This is a genomic window from Sphingomonas sp. Root241, assembly GCF_001428865.1.
Lineage (GTDB): Bacteria > Pseudomonadota > Alphaproteobacteria > Sphingomonadales > Sphingomonadaceae > Sphingomonas.
Map to the genome: position 1 here is coordinate 354022 of NZ_LMIV01000003.1, position 23643 is coordinate 377664.

Sequence of the window (23643 nt, forward strand, 5' to 3'; positions counted from 1 at the left end):
GCACCGCCTCGGCGCGAGCCCTTTTTCCGGCATGATGGCAGGGACCAGTTCGTCGCCGCGCCACAACGGCCCGGTCGCCGCGCCTATAAAGAGGAGATCAATCCCCCTTCATTCCCCGGAGCATGCCGTGATCTCGACTTTCCCTTCGCCCCTGTTGCGCGGTGCGCTCATGGGCTTTTGTGCGATGACGGCGTTGCCGGCGTTCGGGCAAACCGCGGGCGAGAAGAAGGATGGCGGGGTACAGCTCAGCATCGATGCCACCGCGCGGGCGCGTGTCGAGGTGATCGGGGGCCAGTTCCGTCCCAACGTTGCGCCGGACGACGTGTTCGTCTCGTTCCGTACCACCGTGGCCGCGAAGGCCGAGCTCGGCCCCGTCGCGGTCGGCGGCGAGGTCGTCGATGCGCGCGGCTATGGCCAGCGCGACCGTTCGTCGGTCCGGACCGGCGAAGTCAACGCACTCGAACCAATCCAGGCCTATGTCGCGTATCGCGCCTCCGACGCCTTCGCCAAGGGTGCGACCGCGACGGTCACGGCCGGGCGCTGGTCGCTCGACATTGGTTCGAGCCGGCTCGTCGGCCGCACCGATTTCCCCAACACCGTTCAGTCCTATCTCGGCGGCCTCGTCGACTGGCGCAGCAAAGGCAAGGACCGGATCGTCGCATTCTGGGCAAAGCTCTTCTCGGCGCTTCCCGACGATGTCGCCGGGATCGAAGACAATGCGATCGAACTCGATCGCGCAGGCGGGAACATGACCTTCTTCGGCGCCAGCGCGATGCTGGCCAAGGCGTTCGGCAACGTCAGCGCGGAGGTCTATGGCTATCGCCTGGCCGAGGATGACCGCACGACGCGGCTGACGCGCAACCGCCATCTCGTCACGGCGGGCATGCGCCTGCGCCGCGCGCCGGCCAAGGGGCAGTTCGATTTCGAAGGCGAAGGCGCCTGGCAGTCGGGCACCACCCGGGCGACCACCGCCGCCAGCGACGTCCGCGACCTCGATGTCCGCGCCGGATTCGCGCATGTCGAGGCGGGATGGACAGTAGCCAAGGGTTGGACGCCCCGCGTCTCGGCGATGTTCGATTATGCCTCGGGCGACGGGCGCGATGCCGGCACCTGGGGCCGGTTCGACACGCTGTTCGGCGCGCGCCGCGCCGATTTCGGCCCGGTCGCGCTCTATGGTCCGGTGGGGCGCGCGAACCTGATCTCGCCGGGGCTGCGGCTCGAGGCCAAGCCTTCGAAGCGGGTCGACTTCATGACCTCGCTGCGCGGGCTGTGGCTGGCGCAGGCGACCGACAGCTTCGCCTCCACCGGCGTGCGCGACCGCAACGGTGCCTCAGGACGCTATGCCGGAATGCAAATCGAGGCGCGCGCGCGTCGCTGGCTGGTGCCCGAGCGGCTGCGGCTCGAGGTTGGCGGCGCATATCTGGCCAAGGGCCGCTTCCTCGAGGACGCGCCCAATGCGCCCGCAACCGGCGATACGCGCTACATCCATATGGACCTCGCCGCCAGCTTCTGAACGGGGCGGGCGGTCTCAGTTCTTCGGAAACAGTCCCGCCGCGAACGCGATGCGCAGCGCTTCCGAGAGGCTGCGCACTTCGAGCTTCTCCATCAGGTTGGCGCGATAGATTTCCACCGTGCGGGGACTGATGTCGAGCTCATAAGCGATGATCTTGTTCGATCTGCCTTCGATCAAGCCCTTGAGGACATCGGTCTCGCGCGGGGAGAGCTTGGCGATCTTCGCCTCGGCCGCGCCGACCCGGTTCGCGGCTTCGTTGTCCTCCTCGAGCCGGGAAAAGGCATTGTCGATCAGCTGGAGCAGCGTTTCGGCTTCATAGGGCTTTTCGATGAAATCGAGCGCGCCGGCCTTCATCGCCTGCACCGCCAGGCCGACATTTCCCTGGCCGGTGAGAACGATCGGCACGAAGCGCGGGCTGCCGTCGAGCGCGGTCAATACGTCGAGGCCGGTGGCGCCGGGCATATGGAAATCGAGCAGCAGCACGCCGGGATCGAGTTCGTTCACGTCCTGGAGGAAGGCATCGCCCGATCGGAACCCCCGGACGATCAGATCCTGGCGTATCGACAACAAGCTATGGAGCGAGGCGCGGACAGCGTCATCGTCGTCCACGATGTAGATCGTTCTGCTCATCCTTCCACACCCTCCTCAATGGCGGGCAGGGTGAAGCGGAAGCTCGCTCCTCCCTCGGGCCGGTTCTCTGCGCTCAGCGTCCCGCCATGTCCTTCAATGATACGCTTGCTGATCGAAAGTCCAATACCCATTCCACCTCCATTACCTTTCGTGGACGTAAAGCGCGAGAATAGTTGCTCCAACACATGGGGAGGAATTCCGGGCCCAGAATCGCTCACGACAATTTCAACCAACTGATCATTGGGCTTGTGGGAAGAAATGGTGATGTGCCGATCCTGCGGACCTGAAGTCCGCAGAGCCTCCATGGAATTGCGAAGAAGGTTGACGAGGACCTGCTGTACCTGAATCCGATCCGCGAAAATAAATGGTGCTTCTGAATCGAGCTCGTAGCTTACCCGGATGTGGAATTGACCTGTTCCGACCAATACCAGATCGACGGCGTCGTGGACCGTGCGCTCAACCGATTCGGTGCGCATCTCGACTTCCCCACGCGCCATGAATGCTCGCATTCGTCGAATGATTTCCCCCGCACGCTGGGTTTGTTCGGAGCCCATACGGAGCAGATCGACGACGCGCTCGCCGCTCTCACCTTTTTCGAGCAACATGCGTGCGGCGGCGAGAAAGTTGGAAGTGGCGCTCAGCGGCTGATTGAGTTCATGTGCGAGATCCGCCGCGAGCTCGCTCATCGCGCTCTGACGTGAGACGTGCGCGATCTCGGCGCTCAGTTCGCTCAAGCGCTCCTCGGTGGCGAGCTGCTTGGCGAGGTTGCGCACGAACACGGTCAGAAGCGTCTGGCCGTCGCTACGGGCGACGCCGGCACGCAACTCGATCGGAAAACGGCGGCCATCCGCCGCTTCCGCAGTGCCCTTCATCACTTCGTTGACGATCCCTTCGCCGGTTTTCATATAGCGATTCAATGCCGCCATGTGCACCGTGCGCCGATCGGCGGGGACCAGCATCTGCGCCGATCGGCCGAGCACATCCGCCGCGCGATATCCCCAGAGCTCCTCCGCTGCGGTGCTGAACTGCATGATCGTGGCGTGCTGGTCGAGCACCACCATCGCGTCCGGAACCGTCTCCAGCACCGAGCGGAGCTGGGCCTCGCGCCGCCGGAGTGCCGACTCCCGCTCTTCGCGCTCGGTCACGTCGAGGATGACGCCGACCGCGCGCACCAGATTGCCTTCGGCGTCGTAAAAGGCCCGCGAGGAGCCTTCCACCGCGCGGATTCCCCCTTGCGGCTGGAGGAAACGGTATCGGAAGCTGAACTTGTCGGCCCGATCGCGGACCGTGCGCGCGAGCGTGTCGAGAATGTGCTGGACATCCTCCGGCTCCACCTGCTTGCGCCAGCTTTCGAAATCCGACAACAGGCCCGGCATGAGGCCGAGGCGTTGTTCGGTACCGGGCGACCATTCCAGCTTGCCGCTCGGCAGGTCCCATTCGAATACGCCCAGCTCGTGCGCGGAGGTCGCCAGCGCCAGCCGTTCCTCGCTGACCTTCAGCGCTTCGGTCGCGGCCACGCGCTGGGTGATGTCGGTAACCTTGAGCAGAACGACGGAGGCGGCCCCGGGGTTCTCGACCTGATGCGTGCGCTCGAGGACCGAGATCTCGCGCCCGTCGCGGCAGATCTCCACCAGTTCGTATCCATCCTCGCGGTTGCCGCGCGTCGCGGAGTCGAGGCGGCACTGTGAACGCAGCAGCAGATATTTGTTCTGCCCGAGCGCCTCGCCCGACGACCAGCCGTAGAGCCGCTCGCATCCGGCCGACCAGTGCGTGATGCGTCCCTCCGGCGTCGTCAGAACGACCGTCGTATGATCGAGGGCTTGGCTCAATTCCACCATCGCCGCTTGCCCCCGCGCGACCCGGATGACGGCCCAATAAGCCACGAGTGCCACGATCAGGACGTTGCAGAGCGCAACCAGTGCCTCTGATGCCAGCGGGGGCAGCAGGCCATAGCGCCCGATCAGCAATTCAAGGATCGATGGTACTACCGGCACGATCACCGCGACGGGCACCAGGACACGGATGATGCGCCAGTCGCCGCTTCGTATCATCAGCGACCGGACCCACAGCAATCTGCTGTGAAGAATGAGGAAGGCAATCGCCAGCAACAGGGTCGCGATGGCCGCGGGCAGCGAGACCGAGAAGATCTGGATCTCCCTCCTGGTCGGGCTCGAGAACAGGACGAGCATCGCCGTGGCCGCGGTCAGCGCAAGCGTGATCGCGGCGATCAGGCTGCTGGCTTCGCCCGACAGCCATTTGCGCACCCGCGCCCCATAGCCGGCTGTGGCGAGGAGGACGAAGATCGTGGTGGGGCTGGGCCCGGGTCTGCCGGGATGCGGTGCTTCATAGGTCGACACCAGATTCCAGAAAAACAGGCGATCGGTACCGAAATCCAGAGCGAGCGCGTTCTGGAGGATCGAAGCCAACGCGATCAGCAGCGGCACGAGCCAGAACGCCGAAGCGAGTCGGTCGCGGTCGAATATGGAAGCCAGAAAGCCGCATGCGAGGCAGAAATAACCGATCGCGGTGAGCGGCCAGATCGGGAAATCGTCGAAGCCGAACCCGCGAAGTGCGGGAACATCGAACACCCATCCGGCGAAGGCGATCAGACTACACAGAGCCGCGAGCGCAACAAGGCCTGCCGCGACATTTCTTGCCGGAGGTGGCAGCCCTTCGGCCGACGCACCGGGACGGTTACTGACTCGCAAAATACCTGCCCCCTGTACAGGGTAAAGCGAAGTACCCTTGCCTTAACACCGATTAATTCTTTGTGGAAAGCTCCTAACATCCGATGTGGGCATTCTTGTCGGCATATGATTTTCCGTGAAATTTCAACAATCAGGCCGCGCTTGCCAAAACTGGCGTTTGCCACGATCAAAGCGTCGCGCCGCGAGCGCAACGAACAGGGAAGGAGTCGCGCTTGTTTCGACCGGTCTTGATCCTCGGTGCCGTCCTGGCGCTGGCTGGCTGCGCCGAAAGCGGCAGCAGGCCGCAGAGCAGTTCCGCCGAGCCAGCTACTTCCGGGCCGGGCAAGGGCAGGGGCTATTCGCACGATCCGTTTCCTTCCACCTATCACGCCTATCCGGGCGCACCGACGCTGGTGACCAACGTCACCATCTTCGACGGCGAGGGCGGGCGAATCGACAATGGTTCGGTGCTCTTCCGCGACGGCAAGATCATCGAAGTGGGGCAGACGGTGAATGCAGGATCGGACGCGACCGTGATCGACGGCCGCGGCAAATATCTGACTCCCGGCGTGATCGACATCCACAGCCACCTCGGCGACTATCCTTCGCCGGGCGTCGAAGCGAATTCGGACGGAAACGAGATGACCTCGCCGGTCACGCCCGAGGTGTGGGCCGAGCATAGCGTTTGGCCGCAGGACCCCGGCTTCGGCCGCGCGCTCGCCAATGGCGGCGTGACGACGCTGCAGATCCTCCCCGGTTCGGCCAATCTGTTCGGCGGCCGGTCGGTGACGGTGAAGAACGTCTATGCCCGGACGATGCAGGGGATGAAGTTTCCCGGCGCGCCCTACGGCCTGAAGATGGCGTGCGGTGAGAACCCGAAGCGCGTCTACGGCGGAAAGGGACGCGCCCCCTCCACGCGGATGGGCAACATCGCAGTGGATCGCGCGACCTGGGCCAAGGCGGTCGAGTATAAGCGCCGCTGGGACAAATATGAGGACAAAGGCGGCGAGGCGCCGACCCGCGACCTCGCCATGGATACCTTGCGCGGCGTGCTCGAGGGCGAGATCCTCGTCCAGAACCATTGCTACCGCGCCGACGAGATGGCTGTCGTCATGGATATGGCGAAGGAGTTCGGCTATCATGTGGCGGCGTTCCACCACGCGGTCGAAGCCTACAAGATCGCCGACCTTCTCAAGGCCAACAACACCTGCGCCGCGGTCTGGGCCGATTGGTACGGCTTCAAGATGGAAGCGTATGACGCGGTGCCCGAGAACCTCGCCATCCTCGAAAAGGAAGGCGCCTGCGCGATGATCCATTCGGACGACGGCAACGGCATCCAGCGCCTCAACCAGGAAGTGGCCAAGGCGCGCGCATCGGGCAGGAAGGCCGGCTTCGACATATCGGAAGCCGCCGCCTGGCGGTGGCTGGCGATCAACCCCGCCAAGGCGCTTGGTATCGCCGACAGGACCGGCAGCCTCAAGCCCGGCAAGATGGCCGATGTCGTGCTGTGGAACGGCAATCCGTTCAGCGTCTACACCCGGCCGCAAATGGTCTGGGTCGACGGCGCTTTGCTCTATGACGCGAACAATCCGAAGCTGCGGCCGGTTTCCGATTTCGAACTGGGCCAGCCGGGCGAGGGGGATGTGAAGTGATCAGGACGCTGCTTCTTTGCGCGGGCGCCACGCTCGCACTTGCCGCTCCCGCCGCCGCGCAGACCGTGGCGATCACCAACGCCAAACTCGTGATCGGAGACGGTTCGGGGCCATCCGAAGGCGGCACCGTCGTGATCCGCGACGGCCGCGTCGTCGCCGCCGGCGCCGGCGTGGCCGCGCCCGCGGGCGCACGCGTCGTCGATGCGGGTGGCCGTTGGGTGACTCCGGGCATCTTCGCCGGCTTCACCCGGATGGGCATCGTCGAGGTCGACGCGGTCGACGGCACCAACGACACGTCGGGGGGAACCTCGCCCTTCAATGCGGCGCTCGATGTCACGCCGGCGGTCAACCCTAAGAGCAGCCCGATCGCGATAAACCGCCTCGAAGGCGTGACTCGCGCGGTCGTGGCGCCCGACAACAGCAAGGGGTCGATCTTCGCGGGGCAGGGGGCGGTGATCGACCTCGGTGCCGATATGGACCCGGTCGCCAAGCCGCGCGCCTTCCAGTTCATGGAATATGGCGAAGCGGGCGCGCGCGCCGCAGGCGGCAGTCGCCCCGCGGCCTATGCGATGCTCAAGAACGCATTGTTCGAAGTGCGCGACTATGTCCGCAGTCCCGCCAGCTTCAACGATCGCGGCAAGGACGCGCTGCTGACGCGCGCCGATGCCGAGGCGCTGGTGCCGGTGGTGCAGGGCCGCGTGCCGCTGCTTGTCCATGTCGAGCGTGCTTCCGACATCCAGACGATCCTCGGGCTGAAGCGCGAAGTGCCCACGCTCCGGCTGGTGCTCGTCGGCGTCAGCGAGGGCTGGACCGTCGCGCGCGAAATCGCCGCGGCGGGCGTCCCCGTGATCGCTTCGGCGCTGGTCGATCTGCCGGAGAGCTTTGAGCAACTCGCAGCGACTCAGTCGAATATCGGCCGGATGAAGGCGGCGGGTGTGCTCGTAGGGATCGGCACGATCAATCAGGACGAAGCGCGTCAGGCGCGCTGGGAAAAGCAGTTCGCGGGCAATCTCGTGGCGCTCGGCCGCATTCCCGGCGCGAGCGGGCTCAATTGGGGCGAGGCGTTCGCGACGATCACTTCGCGGCCGGCGGAGGCGTTGGGCCTCGGCGACGAACTGGGGTCGCTGAAGCCCGGCCGGCGCGGCGATATCGTGATCTGGGACGGCGATCCGCTGGAGATCGGCACTTCGGCGGTGAACGTGTTCATCGACGGCGTCGAGCAGCCGATGACCAGCCGCCAGACCCGGCTGCGCGAACGCTATTGGGATCCGAAGGAAGGTCCGCTCCCCAAGGCGTACCAGCACTGACGGGCGTTCGCCCCGGAACCTTCACGACAGGTGCGGCATTGGCGCTGCAACCGCAGAGCTTTGACCGGCGCCGCCTCGGCAGCCGGCGGACGGGAGAGTGCAGATGATCAAGCGCATTGCCTTGCCGGCGCTCGCGGCGCTGGCGCTCGCAGGATGCGGACCGACCGGGCCGGCGAATACGGTTACGGCCGACAATGCCGATGTCGAGGCCAATGCCGTCGGCAACGAAGCCGCACCGGGCAACGCGCTCGCCGCTGTGCTCGGCATGTCCGATCGCCAGCGCAACGTCGTCTTCATCCGCGCGCTGATGGACGCTGGGATCGGATGTCAGCACGTGACCTCGTCCGAACGCCTTCCCGATCAGGACGGCAAACCGCTGTGGCGCGTAAACTGCTCGGACAAGACCGCGTACATGATCGGCATCACGCCGGATGGCACCGCCAACATCGTCAGCCGGTCGGATCGGTAAGCGACGCGAATAAGAGGAACTACGCGCTGCTAGGTGCCAACATCGCTGGCGGCTCTACGAGATCGCCGTGCTCATCGAAGCTGGTAGCCATCTTCTGAATGAATTTCAGAGTGCAAAGTACAATAAAGCCAGCTTCGGCGTCGGTATAGACTCCTTCCACGTGCATCACTTCGTTGCGCCATGGATTCTTGACGGCATCCAGGGTGGCATAAAGCGCCTCAAGGAAGGCGCCTTCGCCGCCCGGGAGCCGTTTCGAAGCCGGAAAATCGGTGTCTATTTTAAGTTTTATGGATCTCAGGAAGACACCCCAATTCCGCTCCGCCGGCTTTACTGGGTCGGGGATGCCAAGGCGGGTCGCGAATGCTCGAATGCCGATTTCGAGCATTCGCATAGCGTGGAAAACCGCAGCGGTTGGCCGTAGCACGAGAACGCATTTTGCTGCTTCCTCGCAGTCAAACCATAAGCTCGTGAACCGGCTCGCGGTGGGCTCTCCGAGCAGTTCAACGGCAGTTCCCAGTAACGAAAGCTGTTCCGGGCGGACCACAAAAAGTCGGATAAACCCTAAATGGTCCGCGAACCGACGCTCTATGTCTTCAATTTGCTTATGAATGTCGCCGTATGAAAGGCTTCTGTCAGCCTCGACCAATTGTGTGTGGAGGCGGTTAGCAGCCACCCATGCAGATTGAGCCGCGATGGTCGCGAGATGTTCTCGCATAGTATCAATCGTGCCCGCCATCCGATCTTTGACATCGGGCCTAGCAAGCTCCGCTGCGTCAGACTGGAAGTTCGCCAACACGGTCGCCAGACGCCTGATTTCGACAACCACGGACACAAATTCGAGCGGCGGTAGTTCGAGCATATCGAAATATCTCATAGTCGGCGGGATGACATCATGCCTCTCGCCACCGCGCTGAGTACGCGAAATATTAAAACATCGAAAGAAAAGGGGGAGGCTCCTTGCGGAACCTCCCCCAAGTAGGGCCGAAGGGTGGGCCGGAACGTTCAGAGATCGACCACGCCACCGTCATCCTTGGTGATCACCACCACGGCCGAGCGCGGGCGCACGGTGGCGCCGGCGGTGCCGGTTGCCTGGCTGTCGGGCCAGTGGCTGGTCGGGGCGGCCGGCGTGCCGCCTTCGCCCGGATGCTGGATGCCGACGAACAGGGTGCGGCCGTCGGGCGTGGTATCGATCCCGGTGATCTCGCATTCGACCGGGCCGACGAGGAAGCGCTTGAGATTGGCGCCCGGCGCCGCGCCGACGCGGGTCGCCTGAGTTGCAGTCACGCCGCCTGTGCCGGTGTTGGTGATCGTGCGCGCGCCGCCGTCGCCCACCTTGCCGGGCAGCGCCGCGAGCAGCATGCAATTGGTCACGTCGGTATAGGCGCCGTCGTCGGTCTCGATCCACAGCAGCGGCTTGTTCTGTCCCGCGGCGTTGCTCGTCCGGCTGAACCAGAGCCCGTCGGGGCTCGAGAAGTCATTGTCGGCGGTCAGCCCGGAGATGTTGACATTTGCCGGGTCGAGATCCGCCCCCGCACCGAACAGATAGATGTCCCAGGTGAAGGTGGTCGCTTCAGTGGTGTCGCCAGCTTCGCGCAACCGGATGATATGGCCGTTCGGATTCCCGAACTGCGCGGTGTTGGTCGGGCCGAACGGGTCGTTGTAGTGGCGCGGGTTCGCGGCATCGGTGCCGCCCAGCGGGCGCAACGCGGCATTGTTGTTGGTGAGGGTGAGATAGACTTCGCCGGTGACGGGGTTCACCGCGGTCCATTCGGGGCGGTCCATCGGCGTCGCTCCGACCACGTCGGCGGCGAGGCGCGCATTGACGAGGACGTCGGCCTGATCGGCGAAGGGATAAGTGGCCGCGGCTGAGGTGATGCCGTTCTGACCGAACACCAATGGCAGCCATGTGCCGGTGCCGTCGGCGTTGAACTTCGCCACGTAGAGCGTACCGGAGTCCATATATTTGTCGCCGGTTGCGAGCCGGTTGGTCGCGGTCGCATCGGCCGCCACCCAGGCAGTGGCCGAGACGAACTTGTAGAGATATTCGCGCCGCGAATCGTCGCCCATGTACCAGGCCGGCTTGCGGCCGGCGACGAACGCGCCCGGCCAGCAGCCTTCATGGCCGAGCCGGCCGAGGGCGGTGCGCTTCTTCGGCACCGACGTGGGAGCGTAGGGATCGATCTCGACGACCCAGCCGAGCTGGTTGGGCTCGTTGCGGAAGTCGGCGGTGGCCGATGCGCCCGTCGCCCGCGCATCCCAGCGGCGGAAGGTCGTGTTGGCGGTGTCGGCCGCAGTCACGGTCGACCATCCGAAGTTGCCGGTGGAGCTCGTCACGCCGTAGCGGCTGAGCGCCGTCAGTTCCTTGGCGGTGCGCGCCGCATTGTCGCCGCTGCGGCGGAAATAGCCCGCCCAATTTTCCTCGCAGGTCAGTGCGGTGCCCCAGGGCGTGGTGCCGTTGGCACAGTTGTTGATCGTGCCGCGGCCGTCGGTGCCGGCGGTCGAGAAGACCGTCTTGAGCAGGTCCGAACCCCGCGCCGGACCGCTGAAGGTCATCGGCGTGTTGGGCGTGATGCGGCGGTTCAGGCTGCTGTTCTGGACCACGCTCCACGCGCGATTGGCGCCTTCGACCGCTTCGGTGACGCTGACGCCGTGATTCTCGATCTCCTTCAGCGCCTCGGCCTCGGGGCGCACGCCGCCCACGTTGGTCGCCCCTGCGGGGTGGAGGTACTGCTGGTTGATGTTCTCGTGGTTCTGCACGAGCAGGCCGCGGGTCGAGCTGGTCTCATCGCGTGCGGTGCCGGTGGCGGCGAGGCCGTACCAGTAGAGCGCGTCGCCATGATCGCCGATGCGCTGGGCGAAATTGGTGTCGGTGCCGTCATTCTTGTAGGCCGGTACGCCCGCGGCGATCGGATCGCCGGTGCGGTTGATCACCTGCACCTTGTAGCCCGCGGGTACGCTGACGACGTCGAGCTTGTTCTTGGCGATGGCGGTGAAGCCGAGCTCAGCGGGATTGACGGTGACGGTGGTCGTCGCCGTCACCGCGGTGGCTCCGGTCGCGGCAGCGAACTGGAAGGTCAGCACCGTCGCGCTCGCCACACTCGGCGCCAGGAAGGTCGCGGTCGCGCCGCCTGCGCCGTTCAGCGTCACTGCCGGACCGCCGGTCTGAGTCCAGGCGTAGGCGGTGGCGCCGCTCGCGGTACCGGTAAGGGTAACCACCCGGCCGGTGTTCGCCGTCGCGGCTGCACCGGCGCTCACCGTCGGCGCGGGATCGCTTTTCGCATCCGCGGAATCGCAGGCGGAAAGCACGGAACCGCCGAGCGTTGCGGCGAGGATCGCCGAGCCGCCGCGCAGCGTCTGGCGGCGCGAAAGGCGCTGCGCCGCGAGTTCATTCAGAGTGACGGTGTCGGTGCGGTTGGTGTCGGTGTCACCATCGGTGTAACCGAAGGACGCGGGCGTCAGATCGTTCATGGAAAACCCCCAGGCACCCGGATCAGGTGTGACCCGGTTCTCCCTGCCTTTGGAAGGGCGGCCTTACGGCTTGATGGAAGCGGCGTGGCGGGGCGATGACTCTTTGCGGACGCGATTGTGACGCTTTGCCCTGAGCGTCGCCAACGGCTAATCGGCAGGCGATGCAGGATCCCAAGCCCATGCCGAGCCTAGCCCAGCGCCTATCGGCCTTCGCGCGCCGCGCGCCGGCCGGCGGCGTGGGCAAATGGCCCGAGGGCAGGGTGGCGATGGTGGTGGCGCTGTTGCTCCTCGCCGGGCCGCTGCTCACGATCGGTGGCGCGCGCCTGCTCGCCGAGCGGCAGCGCACGACCGCCACCCGGATCGAAGCCGAAGCCGCCCCGCGCATCGCCGCCGCCGAAGCGGCGATCGAGGCGCGATCGCAACTAGGTGCGATACTTGGGCGCCGAACCCTGGGCGCCACGGTGGAGGCGCTCGCGCGGGCGCTCCCGGCGGACGCGACCCTGGTTCGCGCCGAACGCAATGCGCAGGGCCGGCTCGCGCTCGAGATAGCCACCGCCGATCCCGACAGGCTGCGCGCCGCACTGCGTCGGGCTCCTGCATTCACCCGGTTGCGCAATACCGGCCAGCGACAGGCCGATGCCGCGATGATCGTGCTTCTCGAAGGCACGACGGAATGAGGCCGTCTCCGCTCCTGTTCGGGATCGGCGCCGGCCTGATCGGCCTGCTCGCGCTGTCGCCGTTCACGGGTGCTGCGCTGGGCGATCTCGCGGTGGAGCGGGCGCAGCACGCCCGGATCGTGCAGGCCGCGGCGCTGCCCGCACGACAGGCTCCGATCCTGGCCAGGGGGAGCGCGCTCGACGCCATGGATGCCGCGGCCGGGCGGGCGGCGATGATGGCGCGCATTCAGCGGCTGGCGAAGGCCGGCGGCGTGCTCGTCGAGGAAACCAGCGCGGCGGACGCACCCGAGGGGCTGGTGGCGCTGCGAGTGCGCGCGTCGGGTGCGGAGAAGGCGGTACTCGCGCTTGCCGATGCGTTCGAGCGCGAGCGGCCGGTGATGCGCTTTCGAAGCTGGACGCTCGAGCCGATTGCGGGTGGTGTGCGGCTCACCGCCGAAGCGGTGGCGGCGCGATGACCACGCGTCGCGACAGGATCGTCGTCGGGCTCGCCGGCGGGTTCGCGGTGCTGATGCCGCTGCTGTTGCTGACGGGCAGGGTCGGTCCCTCCACTTCGCCCGAAGCGCCGCGACCGATACCCACGCCTTTGTCGGAGAGCCCCTCGCCACTGCTCGCGGCGGCGTTCGAGCGCCCGCTGTTCGCGGCCCCCGCGCCGGCCGAGGACGCTGCGCTGCCCGCCGATGCGCCCGCGTTGATCGGGATCGTCGGTCGTCTCGGCGAGGATGCGGTGGCGCTGGTCCGCACTGCCGACGGCGCCACGCGCGCGTTGAAAGTGGGAGAGAGCGTCGATGGCTGGCAGCTCGCCAGCCTCGCGATCGACGCCGCCTTCTTCACACGCGGCGCACAGCGCGTCCGCGTGCCTTTGCCTGTGGGATAAACCTCTCTTACTCCCCTCCCTGCAAGGGAGGGGCCGGGGGTGGGTGCGAGCCGAAGGCGAGCCCTTCCACAGCGTCTCGACAAAAAGAAAAGGCCGGGCATCGAGCCCGACCTCTTCTTACCCACCCCTAACCCCTCCCTAAAAGGGAGGGGAATAGCTGGACCTCAATAAATCCCGTCGATCTCGACCGTCAGCCGCGGCGTCGGGGGAGCGAGCAACAGGCTGGAGCGCCGCGTGCTGGCGATTTCTTCCGAGCGCAGCCGCGCATATTTGTCCTTCGCCGCCGCCGCCGCGTCCGCGGGATCGCGCAGGATCGTCGGCTTGAGGAAGATGAACAGGGTGCGCTTCTGCCGGCTCTCGCGGCGGCTCTTGAACAGCTCGCCGACGATCGGGATGTCGCCGAGGATCGGCACCTGCTGGCGCGAATCCTGCCGGTCGTCGGTGATCAGCCCGCCGAGCACGATCGTCTGGCCGTTGTCGGCGAGCACCGTGGTGTTGATCGCGCGGCGATTGGTGACGAGGTCGGACGCCGCCTGGGTCTGCGCCTCGGCGATCGACGATGCCTCCTGGTTGACTTGCAGCCGGATCGTGTCGCCCGCGTTGATCCGCGGCAGCACGCGCAGGGTGATGCCCACGTCCTTGCGCTCGATCGTCGTATAGGGCGCGACCGAGGTCGAATCGGTCAGCACCGAACCGGTGACGAAGGGCACATTCTGGCCCGAGACGAACTCGCCCGCGACATTGTCGAGCACCGTGATCTGCGGCGTCGAAAGCAGATTGGCGCGCGTCGACGTGCCCAGCGCCTGGACGAGGATCGAGAAATCGTCGCCGATGCGGATATTGCCGGTCAGCCCGTTGCTGATCAGCGCGCCCGCGGGAACGTTGAGCGCCTTGAGGATCGAGCCGAGCGACGTGCCCGCCTGATCGAACGACGTGCCCACGCCCTGCGGCTGGAGCGCCGCGCCGCTGGTGCCCAGCTGGACGCCCAGCGCCTCGGCGTCGTCGCCGGTGATCTCGGCGATCGCCGCCTCGATCAGCACCTGCGGGCGCCGCACGTCGAGATCGGTGATCAGCTGCTCGATCGATGCGATCGCGCTCGGGGTACCGCGCACCACCACCGCATTGAGCTCGGGCGCGGGCTGGACGGTCAGATCGGGCGTGGAAAAGCCCCGCGGCGTCTCCGCGGGCTTGTTCTCCATCACCGGCTGCGTGGCCGCGTTCGCCGCCTGCATCGCATTGCCCAGTCCGCCGCCGGTCGAGGCCGCGCTGTTGGAAAGCGCGGAGATGTTCGGCGATCCGCTCAGCCGCGCGAAGGGATTGCTGTTGGAGCCTGACAGGCTTCGCGCGACCGGATTGTCGGTGCTCTCGCCCTGGCCGAGCACGCCGCGGAGCACTTCGGTCACGGTCTCGGCATCGGCATAATTCAGCCGGAACATGCGCGTGATCGGCGTCGCGCCGCCGGGCTGATCGAGCGAGGCTGCGATTCGACGCGCCTCGGCGACCGCGGCGGGGGTGCCGCGGATGATCACCGTGTTGCTGCGGCCATCGGCGGCGACGCGCGCGCCGGTGCCGCCCTGCTGATCGCCCAGCACGGTCTGGAGCGACTGGGCGACGTCGGCGGCATTGCCATTGCGCAGCGTGATCGTCGCGAAGGTCGCGCCGCTGCCGCCGTCCAGCTGGTGGGCGATCGCCTCGACGCGGCGGACATTGTCGGCATAATCGGTGATGACGATCGCGTTGGGGCTGGTCAGCGGCTCGACACTGCCGAAGGTCGCGACCAATGGACGGACGACGCGCGCGACATCGGCGGAGGGAACGTTGGCGAGGCGGACCATCCGCGTCACCAGTTCCTGCCCGCCCGCTGCCCGGCTGGGTACACCGCCGTCGCGCACGGCATTGGCCGCGGGGACGATGCGCCATGCCCGGCCCGAACGCACTGCCGAGAAGCCGTTGGCGCGCAGCACCGACTGGAACAGTTCCCACACTCCCGAAGGCGAGAGCGGCGTCGCGGAGGTGACCGTGACCACGCCCTTGACCGCGGGATCGAGGATCAGCGTGCGGCCGGTGATGCGCGAGATCTGGTCGGCGACGTCGGCGATCTCGACTCCGCGCATGTTGATCACGATGTCGCCCGGCTGGTCCTGCTCGGCAGCATTCTGCGCGACGGCGACACTGTCCAGCGCGATGCCGGCGAGCGCGAGGGCGGCGAGGGTGGAGCGAATCTTGTGCACTAGTGTCTCTTTATCGGAGCGGCACGGTAAGCGTGAGGCGCTTTCCGTCGCGGAGGATCTGGATCTGGGCGGTGCCGCTGGTCTGGGCGGACGCGAATGCGGCGTTGGCGGCGTTGGGATCGCCGAGCGAAGTGCCGTTGACCGATTGGATCACGTCGCCCGCGACCATTCCGGGCGGGCCGTTATCGCCGATGCGAAAGCCGCCGCTGACCGGAGTCGCGTCGAAACGCTGGAGCAAACCGGCGGCAGCTGCCGCGGGCGGGGCGGCGGGAGGGGGGGGCGCACCAGCCCCGTTAGCCGGCGCACCCGGCTGGGGCGTCGTCTGCGCCGCCTGGTTCTGCGCCGCCTCGTTCTGCGCGGCCTGACGCTGCTCGGGCGACAGCGTCGGGTCTGGGAAAGCGAGATATTCGGTGCGCCCGCCGATCGCGAGGATGATGCGGTCGCGCAGGATCGACTGGATGGTCGCGCCGCTCACCACCTCGCCGACATGGAAGGGCGCCGCTGCCGCGCCGCTCACCGCGATGAATGCGGTAGAGAGCGAGGCGGGGGTCGCGGCGATCACGCCCTTGAGCTCGAGCGGCAGGCTGGTCGCCTGCGAGGCATCGGCCGCCGCGCCCTTGCCGAACGGCGCGAGCGCGATCGCGGGCGCGATGTCCGGCGCCACGGCCGGCCCGCTGCGGCCCGAAGGCACGGTGATCGCGCCGGTGCCGGCATGCCCCGCCAGCCGCCAGGTCAGCCCGGCGAGCGCGAACGCCACCGAGATCACGACGAGCCCGGTGAGGATGTCGAGCGCAGAGCGCGCTTGGCGCGGCGTGAGGGAAAGGGCAGGGCTCATCCCCTCCGTCCGTCCACGAAGCCGTCGAGCGATGCAAGGGGGACGCTGTCCTGCGCCGGGAATACGTCGATCCGCACGCGCTGGATTTCGGGATCGTCGGTGCCGCTGCGCGCGACCGCGACGCGCCATAGCTGGCCGAGCATCTCGACCTGATCGGTGTTGGCGGCAGGCGCCTTCGCTTCCAGTTCGGCGAGCCGGTTCTCTGCCACCCACATCGCCGCGGTGCGTCGTTCGAGGCCGCGGGTGGAGTCTATGTGCGATTCGACGGTGCGCATCAGGCCGACGGCAGCGATGGCGAGCACTGCGAGTGCGACGAGTGCCTCGATGAGGGAGAAGCCGGCCTCCGTGCCCACTTCGTCACCCCGGACTTGTTCCGGGGTCCACCGGGCGGCCAGCGACAACAGCGCGGTTCCAGCAGGAGCCTCACAGCCAGCATGCACAGGCGCGGTGGATGCCGGAACAAGTCCGGCATGACGAGAAATAGGAGTGTCGCGCATCACGCCTTCGGCGCCGGCGCCGGCGCGGGCGCCGCTTGCGCGGTCAGGCCGTCATACGTCACCAGCCAGCGCTGCGATCCGCTCTCGACCGTGGCCGACATCGGCCGTCCCGCGCCGTCGACGCCGAGGATCACCGGTGGCCGCACGCTGAGCGTCACCACCATGCCGCCCGGCAAACGGTGAAACCCGAATGCATCGTCGCTTCGCGCGATCATCTGGCCATTGGCGCCGATCGTCGCGAAGCCATAGCCGTGCTTCTCGACCGTGAAGGCCATCATCCGGTCGCCGAGCATCGCGTCGTCGGCGGCGGCCTGGAGGCGGGTCGCGAGGCGGCGGGCCTCGGTCTCGACGCTCGGCGCGCGGGTGACGCTGCCGATGCCGAGCGTCACTGCGCCCGCCATCACCGCGATGATGACGAGCACGATCATCATTTCGAGCAGAGTGAAGCCCGCGTCGGTACGATCGTCGGCCCGCTGCTCCCCCCGCACGCGCGTCAGCCCTTGCCGTCGATATCGGCGTCGACGCCTTCGCCGCCCGGCTTGCCGTCGCGCCCGAGCGAACGGATCGTGAAGCTCATCCCGTCGGATTGATATTCATAAGGCTTCTGCCACGCATCGAGCGGCGGCGCCGAAAGATAGCCGCCTTGTGCCCAGCTGCCCGGAACCGGCGCCGTCGTCGGCTTCTCGACCAGAGCCTTCAGCCCCTGTTCCGAGGTCGGGTAGGTGCCGTTGTCGAGGCGGTACATCTTGAGCGCGGCATTGATGCTGGTGATGTTGGACCGGGTGGTGGTCGCCCGGGCTTCGTCGGGCCGCCCCATCACGTTGACGGTGATCAGGCCGGCGATCACGGCGATGATCACCAGCACGATCATCATCTCGAGGAGCGTGAAGCCCTGCTCGCCCTTTGCGCCGGGGGCGTCCTTCGGGATTGTGCGGCGCTTGCTGTTCTGCCTAAGCAGTGCGATGTCACTAAACTGTTTCAAAACTATGCGCATCCCCGCCCCATGCGTCCTTCCCATGAAGCAAATGTGACAGCCTCCGCTCGTGCCTTGGGAGCGCCCGACGCGTCGGAACCGCTCGCCGCGGGTGTCTGGACGCTGGCGGGCGGTCGGCTGATCATAGCGGAGGTGGGCCTGCCTGCAACCGTGCTGGTGCCGAGCGAGCAGGTGCGGTTGCTGGCGGTGGATTTGCCGTTGCCGAGCCGCACCAAGCGCCTGCAGGCCCTGCCGTTCGCGATCGAAGACCGCATCGCCGAGCCTGTCGACTCGGTTCACATCGTGCTTGGTGAGGAAGTCGCGCCGGGTCGTTACCTAGTGGCGGTGGTCAAGCATGAGGTTATGGCGCGCTGGGTTGCGATTGTGGAGGAAGCGGGGCTAGGTCACGCAGCGATCGTACCCGATGTGTTCGGGCTGCGCCGGCCGGATGAGGGACTTTGGGCAGTGCTGCTCGACTCGGATCGGGCGATTGTTCGGGCGGGCGATGGAACCGGCTTTGCCATACCGGCTATCCCGACCAAATTGTTGCAAACGGCGTGGGACGCAGCTGGCAAACCGCCCGCTATCGCCTTGGGACTGCCACTTCCTGAAGAGATGTGGGGTGGAGAGGGCGCTACCGATACGCCGAGCAACGCCGCCTATTCCGGTTTCGACTTGCGCCAAGGCATTTACGCCCGCCGCCGTGCGGCTTTGACCAATGTCTGGCGCCGCCTCGGCTGGATCGTGGCGCTGGGTGCGGCGGCGCATGTCGTGATCGCCACTGCCGACACGGTCATGCTGCGGACGATCGCCGACCGTCGCGAAGCCGATACGCGCGCGCTCGCCGCCATTGCCGCGCCGGGCGCCAATCTCGGCGGCGATCTCGCCGCGAGCGTCGCCGATCTGTTGCCGGCCGGCGGCAGCGCGCCGCCCGACACGTTCCTGCCGCTGCTCACCCGCGTATCGGGCGCATTGGGGCCGCTCTCGGGCGCGATCAACGTCCGCGCGATCAATTATCAGGCCAATGCCCTGACGCTCGACCTCGACGGAACCGAACCCGGGCTCGTCGGTCGTATCGACGCGGCGCTGCGCGCGTCGCGCGTGCCGGGAAGCGTAACCCGCTCGCCCGACGGCAGCATCCGCATTACGGCGAGCAACGCATGAGAGTCGTCATCGCCCGCGTGCCCGCGCTCGACGCCGCGCTGATCCGCTTCGACAATTGGTGGAGCGGCCTCAGCCGGCGTGAGCGCGTGCTGGTTTCGGTACTCGGCGGGCTGCTCGCGTTCGCGGTGCTGGTCTATGGCGTGATCAAGCCGCTCCAGGCGGCGCGCGCCGATGCGCTCGCGGACATTCGCACCTATGAGACGCTCAGCGCCCGCATCCGCGCGGCGGGCACGTTGACGGCGGTACGTCCGGCGCGGCGGCAGGGCGCACCGGCACAGATCGTCAGCAGCTCCGCGACCGGCTTCGGGCTGACGGCCGCTCCGGAAGTCATCCCCGGCGGGATCCGCGTGGCGATCGCCGATGCGAGCTACGACACGCTGATGGCGTGGCTCGCCGATCTCGGCGCGTCGAGCGATCTCCGGGTCAAGCGCCTCTCGATCCAGCGCCGCCCGACCCCGGGCCGCGTCTCGGCGAGCGTTGATTTCGGGGCATGAACGAGACGCTGATCCTCGACGACGCTCCGGCGACCTTGCCCTACAGCTTCGCGCGCAAGAACGGCGTGCTGCTTCGGGCCGGGCCCGCCGGCGTGGAGTGCGTCCACCGTGCCGGCGCCGGCCTCGACGCCCTGCTGGAGGTCCAGCGCGTCGCGCCCGGCGCAAGCTATGTCGCAGTGAGCGACGAGGCTTTCGACGCGGCGCTGGGCGCCATCTATAGCGGCGGGGCGGGCGCGGCGGCCGATTTCGACCTCGGGGACATGGATTTGGCCGCGCTCGCCGACAGCGCCGCCTCGGTCGACGACCTGCTCGACACGCGCGACGACGCGCCGGTGATCCGCCTGATCAATGCGCTGCTGCTCGAAGCGATCAAGGAAGGCGCCTCCGACGTCCATATCGAGACGCAGGAGAAGCGCCTCGTGGTCCGTTTCAGGGTCGACGGCGTGCTGCGCGACATGATCGAGCCGCCGCGCGCGCTGGCGCCGTTGCTGGTCAGCCGCATCAAGGTGATGGCCAAGCTCGACATCGCCGAGCGGCGCGTGCCGCAGGATGGGCGCGTGACGCTTCGCATCGGCGGACACGATGTCGACGCGCGCGTCTCGACCATCCCGACCCAGCATGGCGAGCGCGTGGTGATGCGCCTGCTGGAGAAGGGCTCGCTGCGGCTCGACATGGAAGTGCTCGGCATGAGCGCGCGCGACCGGACCGTGTTCAACCGCCTGCTCGAGCGCCCGCACGGCATGCTGCTCGTCACCGGCCCCACCGGCTCGGGCAAGACCACGACGCTCTATGCCGCGCTCAACCGGTTGAACGATCGCAAGCGCAACATCATGACGGTGGAAGATCCCATCGAATATGAGCTGCCGGGCATCGGCCAGACCCAGGTCAATCCGCGCACCGATTTGACCTTCGCCCGAGGGCTGCGCGCGATCCTGCGGCAGGATCCGGACGTGATCATGGTCGGCGAGATCCGCGACCAGGAGACCGCGCAGGTCGCGGTGCGATCGTCGATGACCGGGCATTTCGTGCTCTCGACCTTGCACACCAACAGCGCGATCGGATCGGTGACTCGGCTGATCGACATGGGCGTCGAACGCTATCTGCTCGCGCCGATGCTGGTCGGGCTGGCGGCGCAGCGGCTGGTGCGCAAGCTCTGCCCGAGCTGCCGGCGCGAGGATGTCGCGCGCGATGCCGATTCGATCCTGCTCGGCGGAGCGATCCGGCCGGGCGAGACGTTGTGGCGCGCGGAAGGCTGCGCCGAGTGCCATCAGGAGGGCTATCGCGGCCGTGCCGGGCTGTACGAAGTCGTCGCGGTCGACGATCAGCTCCAGAAGATGATCCATGACGGCGCCTCGGAAGCCGATCTCGAGGCGCGTGCCCGGAAGGACAATCTGAGCCTGCTCGACGACGGTCTCGCCAAGGTGCGCAGCGGCGTGACCACGGTCGAGGAAGTCGCGCGCGTCGTGAGGGACGAAGCGTGATCCTGCACTTTCATAACCCCGACACCCTTCTTCGTCACCCCCGCGAAAGCGGGGGCCCATCTCCTGCACACGCCACGCACATCACCGCTGTAGTATTCAGCTCAGCTTCCCGGAGATGGGCCCCCGCTTTCGCGGGGGTGACGGTCGGGATGAGGGGTTAGATGCCGGCCTATTCTTATCGCGCCGCCGATCGCACCGGCGCCAGCAAGAAAGGCATCATCGAGGCGTCGAGCCCCGCCGCGGCCCGCGCTCTGCTGCGCGAGCAGGCGTTGCTGCCACTGTCGGTGGAGGCGGCCGCGGAGCGGAGCAGGTCGTTCGGCAGCATCGAACTGCCGCGGTGGCGTCGTTCGGGCATCTCGTCCAAGGCACTCGCCACCGTCACGCGCCAGATCGCCACGCTCGCCGGATCGGATATCGCCATCGAGGAGGCGCTGCGCCTCGTCGCCACCCAATCCGAGCAGACGCAGGTCAGTTCGCTGTTGCTCGACGTGCGCGGTGCGATCCTCGACGGACGCAGCTTTGCCACGGCCCTTGCGCAGCATCCCAAGGCATTCCCCGAATTCTACCGCGCCTCGGTTGCGGCGGGAGAGGCATCAGGGCGGTTGCCCGACGTGCTCAATCACTTGGCCGAATTCGTCGAGAACCGGCAAGCCAATAGCCAGAAGCTCCAGCTGGCGCTGCTCTATCCCGCGCTGCTCGCCGCCGTCTCGTTCGGGATGATGGTGCTGCTGATGGTCTATGTCGTGCCCGACATCGTCCGCGTATTCGTCTCGCGCGGCGCCGACCTGCCGTTGCTCACGCGGATGATGATCGCGATCAGCTGGTTCCTGCAGAATTTCGGGCTGTACCTGCTGCTCGCAGTGGCGGCGGGCGGACTGTTCGCGGCGCGCTGGATGCGCGTGCCCGCCAATCGATTGCGGTTGCACCGCATGTTCACCGAACGCCGCCCGTTCCGTCGCTTCAGCCGGCAGATCAATGCCGCCCGCTTCGCCGGGAGCCTTGCGACCTTGGTGGGAAGCGCGGTGCCTTTGGTCGAGGCTCTCCACGCGGCGGCGGCCGTGACTCCCAATCGCTGGGTGCAGGAAAAGGCGCTGGGCGTCGCGCAACGGGTGCGTGAGGGCATTTCCCTGCGCGCGGCGATGCAGGAGGCGGGAGTGTTCCCGTCGATGCTGGTGGCGATCGTCGCGAGCGGCGAGTCGAGCGGCCGGCTCGCCCCGGCGCTGGGCCGCGCCGCGCACGAGCTCGAGCGCGAACTCGATACCTTGGTCTCGACGCTCGTCGCACTGGTCGAGCCGCTGGTTCTGCTGGTGATGGGCGGGCTGGTGCTGCTGATGGTGCTCGCGATCCTGCTGCCGATCATTAACCTCAACAATCTCGTGACGCTCTGACCCGATCGCCGCGGCTGTTCCGGTCCTCACAAATGGTTAATGCGGTTCTCCGTCTAATAGCGGAATTTCAAGGGGATAGCCGGCAGGTTACGCCGGTTTGACCGGAGAAATTCATGATCACGCAATTCCACACCGAGCATCGCGAGATCGTCGCGCTCGCCAATCGGCTCATCAGGATCATCGATCCTGACAATCCTCCTTCGATCGAGGCTCTGACCAAGATTCGCGTCGAACTGGCGGCGAGTTCCGATACGCATCTGGTTCGCGAGGCCAAGTTCGTCGAGCGGACGCTGGGCATGCGGGACGATGTGATCGCGCAGGGAATCGGCAAGCGCTACAAAGCGGGGCTGATGGACCTGCAGCTTACCTTGGCGTCGCATACGGGCAGGTGGAACCCGGTTGCAATTCGAGCCGATTGGGCCGGTTACCGCTCGGCGGTCCGGGATCAGCTCGCATTGTCGATCGAACGGATCAAATGGGAGGAACGCGTGGTGTTTCCCTTGATCCAGCATCTCGAGCCGGGCGCGACTGAAACACGGCAGTTCGTCGAGTTCATCTGATCACCGGCCATGGTCGTAGCGCAAACGCGCGACCTACATCTGCCCCTGGATCCGCGCGCCCGCCGGTAGCCCGAGGAACGGCATCATCGTGGCGCCATCGGGCGTGACCGACAGGTCGACCGCGCCGCTTTCGGACAGTTCGAACGTCACCAGCGTCCGGCGACGCTGCGCCATCGGGGCGACGCGGATCAGCGATCGATTGCCGATATGCTCGGCAGTGAGGAACAGCGCGGGGATCGCCGATGCCGCGCCGGCGTTCTTGGGGCGGCAGCTCCCGGGATCGCTCGTCGCGTTACCGTTGATCATCCGGGCCCCGCCGCCGATCGCGATGCGCTCCATCTCGACCTGCATCACCAGGTCGCACGTGAAGGGGAGGTTGGGCTGGAGCGCCTGAAGCAAGGTGCCGTCGGCCGATCCGCTGACCTTGTCGAGCACCGTGCGCCCGCCAAAATGCGCCAGCACGCGTCCGCCCAAATCGGTGTTCGGGCCCGTCGCCTTCCAGTCGGCGGCGTACGCCAGGCTGGTCAGCGAGCGGAGCGGCGCCATCTGCCATTCGAACTTCGCGCCGCCCGCGACTCCGACTTCGCCATTCCATACCGTACCCGCCACGCCGGTGCGCCACGGCCGGTTCTTGAGCACCGCGCTGGCAGGCAGAGTGACGATCAAGGCGAGCAGATACGCCCCTATGCCGATCGCGGCGAAGACGATAATACGCCGGCGTGCCACACCCCCCATATCCGGAG

At 66.9% G+C, this 23643-nt stretch carries 22 protein-coding genes; 12 read left to right on the forward strand and 10 right to left on the reverse strand.

Annotation, left to right across the window (positions count from 1 at the left end; translation table 11 throughout):
* Positions 1-169: 169 nt before the first annotated feature.
* Positions 170-1513 carry an alginate export family protein gene (locus ASE13_RS16795; protein ID WP_056618720.1) on the forward strand — a complete coding sequence of 448 codons (1344 nt, stop codon included), beginning with the start codon at positions 170-172 and terminating at the stop codon, positions 1511-1513.
* A 15-nt stretch (positions 1514-1528) separates the two neighbouring features.
* Here ASE13_RS16795 and ASE13_RS16800 read toward each other — a convergent pair whose 3' ends face one another.
* Both ASE13_RS16800 and ASE13_RS16805 read right to left on the reverse strand, forming a co-directional pair.
* Positions 1529-2143 (reverse strand): response regulator transcription factor, encoded by a 615-nt coding sequence (locus ASE13_RS16800; RefSeq protein WP_056618723.1) that lies wholly within the window; start codon positions 2141-2143, stop codon positions 1529-1531.
* Positions 2140-4731: a PAS domain S-box protein gene (locus ASE13_RS16805; RefSeq protein ID WP_235537022.1), complete on the reverse strand. Its 2592-nt coding sequence runs from the start codon at positions 4729-4731 to the stop codon at positions 2140-2142. Before ASE13_RS16805 ends, ASE13_RS16800 begins: the two co-directional genes overlap by 4 nt.
* 332 nt (positions 4732-5063) lie before the next feature.
* Here ASE13_RS16805 and ASE13_RS16810 point away from each other — a divergent pair, with 332 nt between their 5' ends.
* The 3 genes from ASE13_RS16810 (at position 5064) to ASE13_RS16820 (ending at position 8258) form a co-directional block, all read left to right on the forward strand.
* Positions 5064-6482: an amidohydrolase gene (locus ASE13_RS16810; protein ID WP_056618726.1), complete on the forward strand. Its 1419-nt coding sequence runs from the start codon at positions 5064-5066 to the stop codon at positions 6480-6482.
* The gene (locus ASE13_RS16815) at positions 6482-7789 is read left to right on the forward strand and encodes an amidohydrolase family protein (protein ID WP_056619044.1); all 1308 of its coding nucleotides are present in this window, start codon (positions 6482-6484) and stop codon (positions 7787-7789) included. Before ASE13_RS16810 ends, ASE13_RS16815 begins: the two co-directional genes overlap by 1 nt.
* Before the next feature lie 103 nt (positions 7790-7892).
* The gene (locus tag ASE13_RS16820; RefSeq protein ID WP_056619046.1) at positions 7893-8258 is read left to right on the forward strand and encodes a hypothetical protein; all 366 of its coding nucleotides are present in this window, start codon (positions 7893-7895) and stop codon (positions 8256-8258) included.
* Between the two features lie 19 nt (positions 8259-8277).
* Here the strand turns inward: ASE13_RS16820 and ASE13_RS16825 are convergent, their stop codons facing one another.
* Together ASE13_RS16825 and ASE13_RS16830 are read right to left on the reverse strand one after the other, a co-directional pair.
* The gene (locus ASE13_RS16825; RefSeq protein ID WP_056618729.1) at positions 8278-9117 is read right to left on the reverse strand and encodes a hypothetical protein; all 840 of its coding nucleotides are present in this window, start codon (positions 9115-9117) and stop codon (positions 8278-8280) included.
* A gap of 143 nt (positions 9118-9260) precedes the next feature.
* On the reverse strand, positions 9261-11726 hold the full coding sequence (locus ASE13_RS16830; RefSeq protein WP_056618733.1) for a PhoX family protein: 2466 nt from the start codon (positions 11724-11726) through the stop codon (positions 9261-9263).
* A 161-nt stretch (positions 11727-11887) separates the two neighbouring features.
* On the opposite strand from ASE13_RS16830, the gene ASE13_RS16835 reads away from it, so the two are divergent.
* Genes ASE13_RS16835 through ASE13_RS16845 form a run of 3 tightly spaced genes read left to right on the forward strand, consistent with a single transcriptional unit; the run spans position 11888 to position 13277 of the window.
* The gene (locus ASE13_RS16835; RefSeq protein WP_056618735.1) at positions 11888-12403 is read left to right on the forward strand and encodes a hypothetical protein; all 516 of its coding nucleotides are present in this window, start codon (positions 11888-11890) and stop codon (positions 12401-12403) included.
* Positions 12400-12858: a hypothetical protein gene (locus tag ASE13_RS16840; RefSeq protein ID WP_056618739.1), complete on the forward strand. Its 459-nt coding sequence runs from the start codon at positions 12400-12402 to the stop codon at positions 12856-12858. The genes ASE13_RS16835 and ASE13_RS16840 overlap by 4 nt, the downstream gene beginning before the upstream one ends.
* On the forward strand, positions 12855-13277 hold the full coding sequence (locus ASE13_RS16845) for a hypothetical protein (protein ID WP_056618742.1): 423 nt from the start codon (positions 12855-12857) through the stop codon (positions 13275-13277). Before ASE13_RS16840 ends, ASE13_RS16845 begins: the two co-directional genes overlap by 4 nt.
* A gap of 164 nt (positions 13278-13441) precedes the next feature.
* Here ASE13_RS16845 and gspD read toward each other — a convergent pair whose 3' ends face one another.
* The 5 genes from gspD to gspG form a co-directional block, all read right to left on the reverse strand.
* Positions 13442-15508, reverse strand: coding sequence for a type II secretion system secretin GspD (gene gspD / locus ASE13_RS16850; protein ID WP_235537023.1), 2067 nt, complete (start codon positions 15506-15508; stop codon positions 13442-13444).
* A gap of 10 nt (positions 15509-15518) precedes the next feature.
* Complete coding sequence (locus ASE13_RS16855) at positions 15519-16343, reverse strand: type II secretion system protein N (protein WP_056618744.1); 825 nt, start codon at positions 16341-16343, stop codon at positions 15519-15521.
* Positions 16340-16696 (reverse strand): type II secretion system minor pseudopilin GspI, encoded by a 357-nt coding sequence (gene gspI / locus ASE13_RS16860; protein ID WP_056619052.1) that lies wholly within the window; start codon positions 16694-16696, stop codon positions 16340-16342. Before gspI ends, ASE13_RS16855 begins: the two co-directional genes overlap by 4 nt.
* A gap of 143 nt (positions 16697-16839) precedes the next feature.
* A complete protein-coding gene (locus ASE13_RS16865; protein WP_235537024.1) occupies positions 16840-17328 on the reverse strand; it encodes a prepilin-type N-terminal cleavage/methylation domain-containing protein in 489 nt (162 codons plus the stop codon).
* A gap of 5 nt (positions 17329-17333) precedes the next feature.
* Positions 17334-17822: a type II secretion system major pseudopilin GspG gene (gene gspG / locus ASE13_RS16870; RefSeq protein WP_235537025.1), complete on the reverse strand. Its 489-nt coding sequence runs from the start codon at positions 17820-17822 to the stop codon at positions 17334-17336.
* 66 nt (positions 17823-17888) lie between these two features.
* Here gspG and gspL point away from each other — a divergent pair, with 66 nt between their 5' ends.
* The 5 genes from gspL to ASE13_RS16895 all read left to right on the forward strand — a co-directional run bounded on the left by gspL (position 17889) and on the right by ASE13_RS16895 (position 22900).
* Positions 17889-18977, forward strand: a complete 1089-nt coding sequence (gspL, locus tag ASE13_RS16875; RefSeq protein WP_235537026.1) for a type II secretion system protein GspL — start codon at positions 17889-17891, stop codon at positions 18975-18977.
* Positions 18974-19471 carry a type II secretion system protein GspM gene (gene gspM / locus ASE13_RS16880; protein ID WP_056618751.1) on the forward strand — a complete coding sequence of 166 codons (498 nt, stop codon included), beginning with the start codon at positions 18974-18976 and terminating at the stop codon, positions 19469-19471. Before gspL ends, gspM begins: the two co-directional genes overlap by 4 nt.
* The gene (gene gspE / locus ASE13_RS16885; RefSeq protein ID WP_056618754.1) at positions 19468-20952 is read left to right on the forward strand and encodes a type II secretion system ATPase GspE; all 1485 of its coding nucleotides are present in this window, start codon (positions 19468-19470) and stop codon (positions 20950-20952) included. Before gspM ends, gspE begins: the two co-directional genes overlap by 4 nt.
* A gap of 161 nt (positions 20953-21113) precedes the next feature.
* Positions 21114-22340, forward strand: a complete 1227-nt coding sequence (locus ASE13_RS16890) for a type II secretion system F family protein (protein WP_056618757.1) — start codon at positions 21114-21116, stop codon at positions 22338-22340.
* 113 nt (positions 22341-22453) lie between these two features.
* Positions 22454-22900, forward strand: a complete 447-nt coding sequence (locus ASE13_RS16895; RefSeq protein ID WP_056618760.1) for a hemerythrin domain-containing protein — start codon at positions 22454-22456, stop codon at positions 22898-22900.
* 33 nt (positions 22901-22933) lie between these two features.
* Here the strand turns inward: ASE13_RS16895 and ASE13_RS16900 are convergent, their stop codons facing one another.
* Positions 22934-23626, reverse strand: coding sequence for a hypothetical protein (locus ASE13_RS16900; protein ID WP_235537027.1), 693 nt, complete (start codon positions 23624-23626; stop codon positions 22934-22936).
* Positions 23627-23643: the final 17 nt, after the last annotated feature.

Excerpts from the sequence above, each read along its gene's own strand:
- ASE13_RS16795 (WP_056618720.1), top strand. The coding sequence starts at position 170 with ATGGGCTTTTGTGCGATGACGGCGTTGCCGGCGTTCGGGCAAACCGCG.
- ASE13_RS16800 (WP_056618723.1), bottom strand. The coding sequence starts at position 2,143 with ATGAGCAGAACGATCTACATCGTGGACGACGATGACGCTGTCCGCGCC.
- ASE13_RS16820 (WP_056619046.1), top strand. The coding sequence starts at position 7,893 with ATGATCAAGCGCATTGCCTTGCCGGCGCTCGCGGCGCTGGCGCTCGCA.
- ASE13_RS16825 (WP_056618729.1), bottom strand. The coding sequence starts at position 9,117 with ATGCTCGAACTACCGCCGCTCGAATTTGTGTCCGTGGTTGTCGAAATC.
- ASE13_RS16830 (WP_056618733.1), bottom strand. The coding sequence starts at position 11,726 with ATGAACGATCTGACGCCCGCGTCCTTCGGTTACACCGATGGTGACACC.
- ASE13_RS16835 (WP_056618735.1), top strand. The coding sequence starts at position 11,888 with ATGCAGGATCCCAAGCCCATGCCGAGCCTAGCCCAGCGCCTATCGGCC.
- ASE13_RS16840 (WP_056618739.1), top strand. The coding sequence starts at position 12,400 with ATGAGGCCGTCTCCGCTCCTGTTCGGGATCGGCGCCGGCCTGATCGGC.
- ASE13_RS16845 (WP_056618742.1), top strand. The coding sequence starts at position 12,855 with ATGACCACGCGTCGCGACAGGATCGTCGTCGGGCTCGCCGGCGGGTTC.
- ASE13_RS16855 (WP_056618744.1), bottom strand. The coding sequence starts at position 16,343 with ATGAGCCCTGCCCTTTCCCTCACGCCGCGCCAAGCGCGCTCTGCGCTC.
- gspM (WP_056618751.1), top strand. The coding sequence starts at position 18,974 with ATGAGAGTCGTCATCGCCCGCGTGCCCGCGCTCGACGCCGCGCTGATC.
- gspE (WP_056618754.1), top strand. The coding sequence starts at position 19,468 with ATGAACGAGACGCTGATCCTCGACGACGCTCCGGCGACCTTGCCCTAC.
- ASE13_RS16890 (WP_056618757.1), top strand. The coding sequence starts at position 21,114 with ATGCCGGCCTATTCTTATCGCGCCGCCGATCGCACCGGCGCCAGCAAG.
- ASE13_RS16895 (WP_056618760.1), top strand. The coding sequence starts at position 22,454 with ATGATCACGCAATTCCACACCGAGCATCGCGAGATCGTCGCGCTCGCC.